At 62.1% G+C, this 11031-nt stretch carries 9 protein-coding genes; 5 read left to right on the top strand and 4 right to left on the bottom strand.

Annotated elements, in window-relative coordinates:
• Position 1: 1 nt before the first annotated feature.
• Entirely contained in the window at positions 2 to 1333 is a 1332-nt protein-coding gene (locus CWC48_RS16580; RefSeq protein ID WP_100492213.1) for a DUF58 domain-containing protein, read from the top strand.
• Between the two features lie 63 nt (positions 1334 to 1396).
• Here CWC48_RS16580 and CWC48_RS16575 read toward each other — a convergent pair whose 3' ends face one another.
• Together CWC48_RS16575 and CWC48_RS16570 are read right to left on the bottom strand one after the other, a co-directional pair.
• Positions 1397 to 1756: a PilZ domain-containing protein gene (locus CWC48_RS16575; protein ID WP_078050030.1), complete on the bottom strand. Its 360-nt coding sequence runs from the start codon at positions 1754 to 1756 to the stop codon at positions 1397 to 1399.
• A gap of 226 nt (positions 1757 to 1982) precedes the next feature.
• Positions 1983 to 2357, bottom strand: a complete 375-nt coding sequence (locus tag CWC48_RS16570) for a hypothetical protein (RefSeq protein ID WP_100492212.1) — start codon at positions 2355 to 2357, stop codon at positions 1983 to 1985.
• A 173-nt stretch (positions 2358 to 2530) separates the two neighbouring features.
• On the opposite strand from CWC48_RS16570, the gene pyk reads away from it, so the two are divergent.
• Positions 2531 to 3982, top strand: coding sequence for a pyruvate kinase (pyk, locus tag CWC48_RS16565; RefSeq protein ID WP_078050031.1), 1452 nt, complete (start codon positions 2531 to 2533; stop codon positions 3980 to 3982).
• 180 nt (positions 3983 to 4162) lie between these two features.
• Here pyk and CWC48_RS16560 read toward each other — a convergent pair whose 3' ends face one another.
• Together CWC48_RS16560 and CWC48_RS16555 are read right to left on the bottom strand one after the other, a co-directional pair.
• Entirely contained in the window at positions 4163 to 4912 is a 750-nt protein-coding gene (locus CWC48_RS16560; protein WP_078050032.1) for an enoyl-CoA hydratase-related protein, read from the bottom strand.
• A 30-nt stretch (positions 4913 to 4942) separates the two neighbouring features.
• The gene (locus CWC48_RS16555) at positions 4943 to 5875 is read right to left on the bottom strand and encodes an iron-sulfur-binding ferredoxin reductase (protein WP_100492211.1); all 933 of its coding nucleotides are present in this window, start codon (positions 5873 to 5875) and stop codon (positions 4943 to 4945) included.
• 228 nt (positions 5876 to 6103) lie between these two features.
• Between CWC48_RS16555 and CWC48_RS16550 the strand changes: the two genes are divergently transcribed.
• The 3 genes from CWC48_RS16550 to CWC48_RS16540 all read left to right on the top strand — a co-directional run bounded on the left by CWC48_RS16550 (position 6104) and on the right by CWC48_RS16540 (position 10816).
• A complete protein-coding gene (locus tag CWC48_RS16550; protein WP_100492210.1) occupies positions 6104 to 7627 on the top strand; it encodes a fumarate hydratase in 1524 nt (507 codons plus the stop codon).
• A 103-nt stretch (positions 7628 to 7730) separates the two neighbouring features.
• The gene (locus CWC48_RS16545) at positions 7731 to 9497 is read left to right on the top strand and encodes an ATP-binding protein (RefSeq protein WP_100492527.1); all 1767 of its coding nucleotides are present in this window, start codon (positions 7731 to 7733) and stop codon (positions 9495 to 9497) included.
• Positions 9491 to 10816 carry a sigma-54 dependent transcriptional regulator gene (locus tag CWC48_RS16540; protein WP_100492209.1) on the top strand — a complete coding sequence of 442 codons (1326 nt, stop codon included), beginning with the start codon at positions 9491 to 9493 and terminating at the stop codon, positions 10814 to 10816. The genes CWC48_RS16545 and CWC48_RS16540 overlap by 7 nt, the downstream gene beginning before the upstream one ends.
• Positions 10817 to 11031: the final 215 nt, after the last annotated feature.

Here is an 11031-nt window from a genome sequence, read left to right as displayed (position 1 = left end):
CATGAAACCGAACCGTCTGCTGTTGAACTGGCTTGGCGTATTGCTGGGACTGGGCATCCTACTGGGCGCGGCATCCGCGCTGCAGTTCAAAGTGCCCGACACCTTGCACTCGGTGGCGTGGGGCTTGCTACTGGCGCTGTTGTTGTTGGCGATGCTGGATGCGATGCGCCTGCGACGCCGCCCATCACCCCGTGTGCAGCGGCAAATGCCCGGAAGCCTGGCGCTGGGCCGCTGGGGCGAAGTACGCCTGGCCTTGGAGCATGACTTCCTGCAGCCACTGACTGTGCGGGTATTCGATCATGTCCCCGACGGGTTGACCGTAGAAGGCATGCCCCAAGCCATTGAGCTGCGCCCCGGTGAGCGCAGTGACCTGGGGTATCGCCTGCGTCCCCTGCGACGCGGGCACTTCAGCTTCAACCGCTGCGAAATCCACTTGCCCAGCCCAATGGGGCTGTGGTCAGCTCGCCGTTCTATCGAGGTGAACGACACCACCCGCGTCTACCCGGATTTCGCCCGGCTGTACGGTGCACAACTACTGGGCGTGGACAACTGGCTGAGCCAACTGGGTGTACGTCAACGTCAACGGCGTGGGTTGGGGCTGGAGTTTCATCAGCTACGCGAATTTCGCGACGGCGACAGCCTGCGCCAGATCGACTGGAAAGCCACCGCCCGACAACGCACGCCCATCGCCCGTGAATACCAGGATGAGCGCGACCAACAGATCGTTTTCATGCTTGATTGCGGCCGGCGTATGCGCAGCCAGGATGACGAACTCTCTCACTTCGACCACGCCCTCAATGCGTGCCTGTTGCTCAGCTACGTTGCCTTGCGCCAGGGAGATGCAGTGGGGCTGTGCACCTTTGCCAGCGACCAACCACGCTACCTGGCGCCGGTCAAAGGCAGTAGCCAATTGAATGTGCTGCTCAACGCGGTATACGACCTGGATACCACCCGAAAGGCTGCTGATTACCAGGCGGCGGCCAGCCAGTTGCTGGCTCGGCAAAAGCGCCGCGCATTGGTGATCGTGGTCAGTAACCTTCGGGATGAGGACGACGAAGAACTGCTGACCGCCGTCAAGCGTATCAGCCGCCAGCATAGGGTACTGGTGGCCAGCTTGCGCGAGGAAGTACTCGATCAATTGCGCCAGGCCCCCGTGCAAACCCTGCCCGAAGCATTGGCGTACAGCGGCACCATCGACTACTTGAATACCCGTGACGAACTGCATGAACGCCTCAGCGCCCAAGGCCTGTCGGTCGTGGACACCTTGCCATCTGAACTGGGACCAGCCCTTGTGACACGCTACCTGGGCTGGAAGAAAGCCGGCATGCTTTGAAAAACGGCGCACGATTACGGCCTGGGCAGCAACTCCCTGGGTCGGGTCGACAGCGCGCCGTGCCTAGGCCGAAGCCTGCAAAGGATCAAAACTGAAGTAATGCAACAGTACGTCGATGAGTTGCCCATAGGCCTCAGGCGCCTGGAGCACACTGAACCCGGAGTCGTAGTGCTGCGGGTTGACATCCTCATGACTCCACAGGCAGATCGCCGTAAGGTCAATGGGATTAAAGGTGCCGTCAGCGGCGGGGATCTTCAGACGCAGCTCGAAGTCCACGTCGACCATCATGGGCAATTGGCTGATCAACATCAGCCCATCTCTCGAGACATTGCCCAAATAGCCGATGGGTCTATCGGTGAGCCGGTTAAATACTTGCAGAAAACAAGGTAGCTGATGCCGCTCGATCCGTCGGTCGGTAAACATGGTGTGATCGCCATCCAGTGGCCATGAATAAGGCCGTGTCAGTGATGCGGAACCAGCAGAAAACGCTCGTTCCCCCTGGATCTCGGTGCGACAACAGGCAACAGTCTGCCGCCAGACAGCCGCCGAGTCCGGGACCCACATCCGTTTGCATTGAAACTTGTACAAACGGACATTCAAAGGATAGCCCAAGACTGGCAACGGGCCAGTTATGAAATGACGAAGATCATCACAAAGACGCTGGACGCGGCTGAGCGATACTTGCACCGGGGTAATGCCCAAGTTGTTGCAAGGTGTCGAGCCGTGCGCGAGCACGGTAGGCGTACTCGCTCGACGGGTATTGATTGATGATGAATTGATAGGTCTGCACGGCGTCGACGAACAGCTTTTGCCGCTCCAGGCATTGCCCGCGCAACATCGACACCTCTGGTTGCACATAACGTCGGGTGCGGCTTTCACGGTCGACCTGGGATAACTCCAGCGTGACACGCTCACAGTCACCGACCTTGTAGGCGCGGTAGGCGTTGTTCAAATGGTGGTCCATCGACCAACGGGTGCAGCCGACAACACTGACGGCCAGGGCAGCAATGAGCAAAATTCGCATGAGGGTTCTCCTGTCTTGTGCAGTGTATCGACCCCTCGCCAAAAATCTTCAAGGATGTTCGTATTCAGCCGCAACGAAAACAAGTCAATCATCGATAAGTAGTGCAAACGAACAATGACTACAACGAAAGAGCATAGTAGCCTTCCTCAGCGCTTGAACTCAGGAGTCTGTGCATGTCCGTCCGTCGTACCAAAATCGTCGCCACCCTTGGCCCGGCCAGCAACTCGCCGGAAGTCCTCGAACAGCTGATTCTGGCTGGTTTGGACGTTGCCCGTCTGAACTTCTCCCACGGCACCCCGGACGAGCACAAGGCTCGCGCCAAGTTGGTGCGTGACCTGGCCGCCAAGCACGGCCGCTTCGTGGCACTGCTGGGTGACCTGCAAGGCCCGAAAATCCGTATCGCCAAATTCACCAACAAGCGGATCGAGCTGAAGATTGGTGACACCTTCACCTTCTCCACCAGCCACCCGCTGACCGAAGGCAACCAGCAAGTCGTGGGTATCGACTACCCGGACCTGGTCAAGGACTGCGGCGTCGGTGACGAGCTTCTGCTGGACGATGGCCGCGTAGTAATGCGCGTCGAAACCGCGACCCCTACCGAACTGCACTGCGTCGTGCTGATCGGCGGCCCGCTGTCCGACCACAAAGGCATCAACCGCCGTGGTGGTGGCCTGACGGCTCCAGCCCTGACAGAAAAAGACAAGGCCGACATCAAGCTCGCCGCCGAAATGGAAGTGGACTACCTCGCCGTGTCCTTCCCACGTGACGCCGCCGACATGGAATACGCCCGTAAGCTGCGCGACGAGGCTGGCGGTACCGCCTGGCTGGTGGCGAAGATCGAACGTGCCGAAGCCGTGGCCGACGACGAAACCCTCGACGGCCTGATCAAGGCTTCCGATGCGGTCATGGTTGCCCGTGGCGATCTCGGCGTAGAAATCGGTGACGCCGAGCTGATCGGTATCCAGAAGAAGATCATCCTGCACGCACGCCGCCACAACAAAGCGGTGATCGTGGCGACCCAGATGATGGAGTCGATGATCCAGAACCCTATGCCGACCCGTGCCGAAGTCTCCGACGTGGCCAACGCCGTGCTCGACTACACCGACGCCGTGATGCTCTCGGCCGAAAGCGCCGCCGGCCCGTACCCGCTGGAAGCCGTGCAAGCCATGGCGCGTATCTGCCTCGGCGCTGAAAAGCACCCGACCAGCAAGACCTCCAGCCACCGCATCGGCAAAGAGTTCGAAAGCTGCGACCAGAGCATCGCGCTGGCCGCCATGTACACCGCGAACCACTTCCCCGGTGTGAAGGCGATCATCGCCTTGACCGAAAGTGGCTACACGCCGTTGATCATGTCGCGCATCCGTTCCTCGGTGCCGATCTACGCGTTCACCCCGCACCGTGAAGCCCAGGCGCGCACCGCGCTGTTCCGTGGCGTGTACACCGTTCCGTTCGATCCGGCTTCGCTGGCACCGAACGAAGTCAGCCAGAAGGCGATCGACGAGCTGGTCAAGCGTGGCGTCGTAGAGAAAGGCGACTGGGTCATCCTGACCAAGGGCGACAGCTACCACACCACCGGTGGCACCAATGGCATGAAGATCCTGCACGTGGGCGACCCGCAGGTCTGAGTGACACGCTGAAAAACAAAAGCCCCGCCATGTGAATGGCGGGGCTTTTTTGCATTTCAAGAGTTCGTGTCGAACTCGGTCAAGTGTGGGAGCGGGCTTGCTCGCGAATGCGGTGTGGCAGTCGACAGGTACATTCGCTGATCCATCGCATTCGCGAGCAAGCCCGCTCCCACAGGTTGATCAGCGCCGGGTGATGAACCCCGACAACGCCGCAATCGCCTCTGGCGACCTCAACCGCTGGGTAAACAACGCCCCCTCCTCCTCAATCACCTGCCGCAGTTGCTCACGATCCACGCTCTTCATGAGCTGCTTGGTCACCTGCACCGCACCCGGCGCCAGGCTTTCAAAGCGCTCGGCCATCTCCCGCGCCTTGGCCAACGCCGCCTCGCCGCTACCCAGCGCCTCCGTGGCAATCCCCCAGGCTGCCGCCTGTTCGCCGGTAAAGCCCTCGCCCAGCAACAATAATTCCGCAGCCTTTGCGTGCCCCAACAACCTCGGCAGAATCAGGCTCGACCCAAACTCCGGGCACAGCCCCAGGTTGACAAACGGCATGCGCAACCGCGCATCGCGGCTGATGTACACCAGGTCGCAATGCAGCAACAGGGTTGTACCAATGCCCACCGCTGCGCCCGCCACCGCAGCAATCACCGGCTTGCGGCAGTTGAGCAGGCTTTTCATGAAGTAAAACGGGGGGCTGTCGAGATCACTGGGCGGTTGTTCGAGAAAATCGCCGATGTCGTTGCCGGCGGTAAAACAGTCACTGCTGCCCTGGATCAGTACGCAGCGCAGGTCTGCGTCCGCGTCGGCCTGCTCCAGTGCCTCGGCCAGTTGCGTGTACATGGCTCGAGTGAGCGCGTTCTTCTTGTCGGGGCGATTGAGCTGCAGGGTCAGCAGCCCGCCTTCGCGCAGCTGTTGGATGGCGTCGGTCATGGCGAATCTCGCGGCTGGAAAGTTCAGCGCTCAACCACGGGGCAGGAACACATCCGCCAGCAGTTGATTACGCGGCAGCCCCGCCAGGAACAAACGCTTGGAAAACGCCTCGACACTGACAGGGTGCCCGCAGAGTAAAGCCAGAGTTTGCCGCGAAACAAGCCGCAGTTGCGCCAATGCCTGGGTCGCCTGCGCCGCCGTCCACAGCTCCACCGTCAGGTTGGAATGCTGTGCAGCCAGTGCCGCCAAGGGTTCGGCTAGGTAATGGCACTCGGCATCATGGGCCAGGTGAATCACGCGGATGTCGCCCTGATGATCCTGGCGCAAGGCCTCACGCAACACGCCCCAAAGAGGGCCAAGGCCGGTGCCGGACGCCAGCAGCCATAGCGGTCGGCTTTGCCAGTCGGGATCGTATTGCAGCGCGCCGCCGCGCAGTTCGCCCAGCCGCAAACGGTCACCCAGCTGCAACTGGCGGGCAAGGTCACTGAATTCGCCAGGCAGACGGCAATCGAGGTGAAACTCCAGGAATGGGTCATCCTGGGGCAAGCTCGCCAGGGAATAGGGCCGCGCCACTTGTCCCGCCCACAACACCAGATGCTGCCCAGCCCGGTAGCGCAGGCCTCGCTCGGGTTGCAGGCGCAGGCGCAGCACACTCGGGCTCAACCAATCGATACCCACCACCTGGGCCGGCAACCCATCACGCGTAGGATCAAAGGTTTCGACGTGCAGATCACCGCTCACCTGGCACTGGCACGCCAATCGCCAGCCCTCCTGGCGCTGCGCCGGGCTCAGGGCATCGGGCTGCGTGTCCTCGACCTCCCCCACGCAACGCACCAGGCACGCATGGCAACTGCCGGCACGGCAACTGTAGGGCACGGCCACACCCGCCTGGTTCAAGGCATCCAGCAGGTTGCTGCCGGCCGGTACCGACCAATGGCGCTCGCCGACGTACAGTTCAGGCATATAAGGACTCATCACAAGGGGCGTGCACAGGGAATCATGCCTGCGACAGTTTGACCATAGTCGGGTGTATCGGCCACCGCGCCGGGTTATACTGCCGCGCCTTTTTAGCGTCGCGCCAACAATACTTGCTCTTCTTGGCGACGCGCCTTGGAAAGGTGGGCTCAGCCGACCGATGCACTTCACTGAGCCCACCTTTATTGAATGTTCCCTTATAGAGGAGCGCGACTCATGACCGTGATCAAGCAAGACGACCTGATTCAGAGCGTTGCCGACGCCCTGCAATTCATTTCCTATTACCACCCCGTTGATTTCATCCAGGCCATGCACGAAGCCTACCTGCGCGAAGAATCGCCAGCGGCCCGTGACTCCATCGCCCAGATCCTGATCAACTCGCGCATGTGCGCCACCGGCCATCGCCCGATCTGCCAGGACACCGGTATCGTCACCGTGTTCGTGCGCGTGGGCATGGACGTACGTTGGGATGGCGCCACCATGGGCCTGGACGACATGATCAACGAAGGCGTGCGTCGCGCCTACAACCTGCCGGAAAACGTGCTGCGTGCCTCGATCCTGGCCGACCCGGCAGGCAGCCGTAAGAACACCAAGGACAACACCCCGGCGGTGATCCACTACTCCATCGTCCCGGGTAACACCGTGGAAGTGGACGTAGCGGCCAAGGGCGGCGGTTCCGAGAACAAGTCGAAAATGGCCATGCTCAACCCGTCCGACTCGATCGTCGACTGGGTGCTCAAGACCGTTCCGACCATGGGCGCCGGCTGGTGCCCACCGGGCATGCTCGGCATCGGCATCGGCGGCACCGCCGAGAAAGCCGCCGTCATGGCCAAGGAAGTGTTGATGGAGTCCATCGACATCCACGAGCTGAAGAAGCGCGGCCCGCAGAACCGTATCGAAGAGATGCGCCTGGAGCTGTTCGAGAAGGTCAACCAACTGGGCATCGGCGCCCAGGGCCTGGGTGGCCTGACCACCGTGCTCGACGTGAAGATCATGGACTACCCGACCCACGCCGCCTCCCTGCCGGTGTGCATGATCCCCAACTGCGCCGCCACCCGTCACGCGCACTTTGTGCTCGACGGCTCGGGCCCGGCCTCGCTGGAAGCGCCACCGCTGGACGCCTACCCGGAAATCGTCTGGGAAGCCGGCCCATCGGCCCGCCGTGTCAACCTCGACACCCTGACCCCGGAAGAAGTGCAGAGCTGGAAGCCGGGCGAAACCGTATTGCTCAACGGTAAGATGCTCACCGGCCGCGACGCTGCGCACAAGCGCATGGTCGAGATGCTGAACAAGGGCGAAAGCCTGCCGGTGGACCTCAAGGGCCGCTTCATCTACTACGTCGGCCCGGTTGATCCGGTGCGCGAAGAAGTGGTTGGCCCGGCCGGCCCGACCACCGCGACGCGGATGGACAAGTTCACCCGTCAGATCCTCGAGCAAACCGGCCTGCTGGGCATGATCGGCAAATCCGAGCGCGGCCCGACCGCCATCGAAGCGATCAAGGACCACAAAGCCGTATACCTGATGGCCGTCGGTGGCGCCGCTTACCTGGTAGCGCAAGCCATCAAGAAATCGCGCGTTGTTGCCTTCGCCGAACTGGGCATGGAAGCGATCTACGAGTTCGACGTGAAGGACATGCCGGTCACCGTTGCTGTCGACAGCAAAGGCGAATCCGTGCACATCACCGGTCCTGCCATCTGGCAGAAAAAGATCAGTGAAAGCCTGGCGGTAGAAGTGCAGTAAGCGCTTCCCCTGCAAACATAAAGGCGACTGTGGCCATGGCCCAGTCGCCTTTTTTATGGCACATGGTATGGTGCACTCCCTTACCGTGCCTGCCCATCACCGTATGATCGTCATCCCTCGCCCACTGCGCCTGACCTTCTATTCCCTGCTGATCATCGCTGGCGCGCTACTGGCCGCGGCCTTGGCCACGCGCCACGCCGAACGCCAGGCCCTGGTGGACGACGCCGCCCGCGCCAATCAACAGCTTGCGCTGTACGCCAACTCGCTGCACACCCTGATCGAACGCTACCGCGCCCTGCCCGCCGTGCTGGCCTTGGACTCGGAAATGATCAACGCGCTGAAGGGCCCGCTGGACGCAACCACCCAGGACCTGCTCAACCGCAAGCTGGAACGCATCAACGGCGCCGCACAATCCTCCACCCTGGAACTGATGGACCGCACTGGCCTGGCCGTGGCCGCCAGCAATTGGAACCTGCCGAGCAGTTATGTGGGGCATAACTACGCGTTCCGGCCCTACTTCAGCCAGACCTTGAGCCAGGGCACCGGGCGGTTTTATGCAGTGGGCGTGACGACCGGCATCCCCGGTTACTTCCTTTCCAGCGCGGTGCTGGATGAACACGAACAGTTCCTCGGCGCCATGGTCGTCAAGCTGGAGTTCCCCGAGCTTGAGCGCGAGTGGGCCCAGGGCAATGACCTGCTGCTGGTCAGTGACGCACGTGGCATCGTGTTTATCGCCAATCAACCGGGCTGGCGTTATCGCAACCTGCGGCCGTTGTCGGCCAGCGACCTCGCCGAATTGAAGGCCACTCGCCAATACGACAAAAAACAACTGCAACCGCTGGAGACTCAGACCCTGCGGCGTTTTGACGAAAACAGTCATCTGATGCGCGTCAACGGCCCCGATGGCAACGCCAATTACATCTGGGAATCCCTGCCACTCAAAGCCGAAGGCTGGACCCTGCACCTGCTGCGCAAGCCGCAGTTCGCCTTTGAGGATCAGCGCAACGCTGGCCTGGCCGCCGCCGGATCCTGGCTGGCGCTGGTGTTCCTGGTGCTGTTCCTGACGCAGCGCTGGCGCCTGGCCCGTTTGCGTCAGCGCAGTCGCGAAGAGCTTGAGCAACTGGTGGAAGAGCGCACCCAGGCGCTGCGCACCGCCCAGGATGGCCTGGTGCAATCGGCCAAGCTGGCAGCGCTGGGGCAGATGTCTGCGGCCCTCGCCCACGAGATCAATCAACCGCTGACGGCGCAGCGTATGCAGCTGGCAACCTTGCGCCTGCTGCTGGATCACGGTCGGGTCGACGACGCTTACCAGGCACTCACGCCACTGGACGACATGCTCACGCGCATGGCCGCACTCACCGGCCACCTCAAGACCTTCGCGCGCAAAAGCCCGAGCGGCCTGCGTGAACGCCTGGACCTGGCCACGGTGGTTGATCAATCCTTGCACCTGCTCGACGCGCGCTTGCGTGATGAAGCCATCGGCGTGGTGCTCGACCTGACCCGCCCTGCCTGGGTGCGCGGTGATGCAATCCGCCTGGAGCAGGTGTTGATCAACCTACTACGCAATGCGCTGGACGCCATGGCCGACAAGCCGCGCAAACGCCTGGAAATCCGCCTGCATGCCGATCAACAGCTGTGGCAGCTCACCGTCAGCGACAGTGGCGGCGGGATTGCCGAGGAGCATTTGAACAGCGTGTTCGACCCGTTCTTCACCACCAAGCCCGTGGGCGACGGGCTCGGCTTGGGGCTGGCGGTGTCCTACGCTATCGTGCACGAATTGGGCGGACGCCTGATCGCCGCCAACCGTGGCGACGGCGCGGTGTTTAGCCTGACCCTGCCTATCGCCCTGGAGACGCCCGACCTATGTTGAACGCGGTGATTGTGGTCGATGACGAAGCCAGCATTCGTACGGCTGTCGAACAATGGTTGAGCTTGTCGGGGTTTGAGGTGCAGTTGTTCAGCCGCGCCGAGGCGTGCCTGGCGCAACTGCCCAAGGATTTTCCCGGGGTCATCTTGAGCGATGTGCGCATGCCGGGTCTCAGCGGCCTGGAGCTGTTGGCCGAAGTGCAGCGCCGCGATGCTGATTTACCGGTGATCCTGCTCACCGGCCATGGCGATGTGCCGATGGCCGTCGAAGCCATGCGCGACGGTGCCTACGATTTCCTGGAAAAACCCTTCAGCCCCGACGCCCTGCTCAACAGCTTGCGCCGTGCCCTGGACAAGCGTGGCTTGATCCTTGAAAACCGCCGCCTGCATCAACAGGCTGACCATCGGGCGCAGTTGGAATCGACGCTGCTGGGCGTGTCCCGGGGTTTGCACACCTTGCGTCGCCAGGTGCTGGACCTGGCGAGCCTGCCGGTCAACGTGCTGATCCGTGGAGAGACCGGCAGCGGCAAGGAGCTCGTCGCCCGCTGCCTGCATGATTTCGGCCCGCGGGCGAAGAAGCCCTTTGTGGCGCTCAACTGTGCTGCGATCCCCGAGCAACTGTTTGAGGCCGAGCTGTTCGGCCACGAAAGCGGCGCGTTCACCGGCGCCCAGGGCAAGCGCATCGGTAAACTGGAATACGCCCACGGTGGCACGCTGTTCCTGGACGAGATCGAAAGCATGCCCCTGGCCCAGCAAGTGAAATTGCTGCGCGTGCTGCAGGAGCAGAAACTGGAGCGGCTGGGCTCCAACCAAAGTATCCACGTGGACCTGCGCATCATCGCCGCCACCAAGCCGGACCTGCTGGAAGAGGCCCGCGCCGGGCGTTTTCGCGAAGACCTGGCCTATCGCTTGAATGTCGCGCAACTGCGCCTGCCGCCCTTGCGTGACCGTCGCGAAGATATCCCCCTGCTGTTCGACCACTTTGCTCAGAGTGCTGCCGAACGCCTGGGCCGCAGCGTTGAGCCCCTGAGCGGCGCACAACTGGGGCGCCTGCTCAGCCATGACTGGCCAGGCAACGTGCGTGAACTGGCCAACGTCGCCGAACGCCAGGTGCTGGGGCTTGGCGAACCGGAACCGGAAGGCATCGAGGCCGGGCAGTCCCTGGCGGCGCAGCAGGAGGCCTTCGAGGCTCACTGCCTGAAAGCGGCGTTGACCCGGCACAAGGGCGACATCAAGGCGGTGCTGGCTGAACTGCAACTGCCCCGGCGCACCTTCAATGAAAAAATGCAGCGCCATGGGCTCGTGCGGGAAACCTTCCTGTAGGGCCCGGCTTGCTGGCGTTGGTGCGCTTGAGGACGCTATCGCCGGCAAGCCGGCTCCTTCAGGAATGCATTTTAGAGGTGGGCTTGCCTGTGATGGCGTCGGCAGCCATAAGCGGATTTCCGCTCATCACCCGATAAATGTCAGCAATTTTCCGCTCACAAAAAACCCGCAACCCTTCTAGACCGGGCCTTCATCCACCTGGCACAGCTCCTGCT

The organism is Pseudomonas sp. S10E 269 (genome assembly GCF_002798465.1).
Taxonomy (GTDB): domain Bacteria; phylum Pseudomonadota; class Gammaproteobacteria; order Pseudomonadales; family Pseudomonadaceae; genus Aquipseudomonas; species Aquipseudomonas pergaminensis.
Note: the sequence above shows the minus strand (reverse complement) of the source record. Positions and strands in the feature narration are given on the sequence as shown.

Excerpts from the sequence above, each read along its gene's own strand:
- CWC48_RS16580 (WP_100492213.1), top strand. The coding sequence starts at position 2 with ATGAAACCGAACCGTCTGCTGTTGAACTGGCTTGGCGTATTGCTGGGA.
- CWC48_RS16575 (WP_078050030.1), bottom strand. The coding sequence starts at position 1,756 with ATGTTTACCGACCGACGGATCGAGCGGCATCAGCTACCTTGTTTTCTG.
- CWC48_RS16570 (WP_100492212.1), bottom strand. The coding sequence starts at position 2,357 with ATGCGAATTTTGCTCATTGCTGCCCTGGCCGTCAGTGTTGTCGGCTGC.
- pyk (WP_078050031.1), top strand. The coding sequence starts at position 2,531 with ATGTCCGTCCGTCGTACCAAAATCGTCGCCACCCTTGGCCCGGCCAGC.
- CWC48_RS16560 (WP_078050032.1), bottom strand. The coding sequence starts at position 4,912 with ATGACCGACGCCATCCAACAGCTGCGCGAAGGCGGGCTGCTGACCCTG.
- CWC48_RS16555 (WP_100492211.1), bottom strand. The coding sequence starts at position 5,875 with ATGCCTGAACTGTACGTCGGCGAGCGCCATTGGTCGGTACCGGCCGGC.
- CWC48_RS16550 (WP_100492210.1), top strand. The coding sequence starts at position 6,104 with ATGACCGTGATCAAGCAAGACGACCTGATTCAGAGCGTTGCCGACGCC.
- CWC48_RS16545 (WP_100492527.1), top strand. The coding sequence starts at position 7,731 with ATGATCGTCATCCCTCGCCCACTGCGCCTGACCTTCTATTCCCTGCTG.
- CWC48_RS16540 (WP_100492209.1), top strand. The coding sequence starts at position 9,491 with ATGTTGAACGCGGTGATTGTGGTCGATGACGAAGCCAGCATTCGTACG.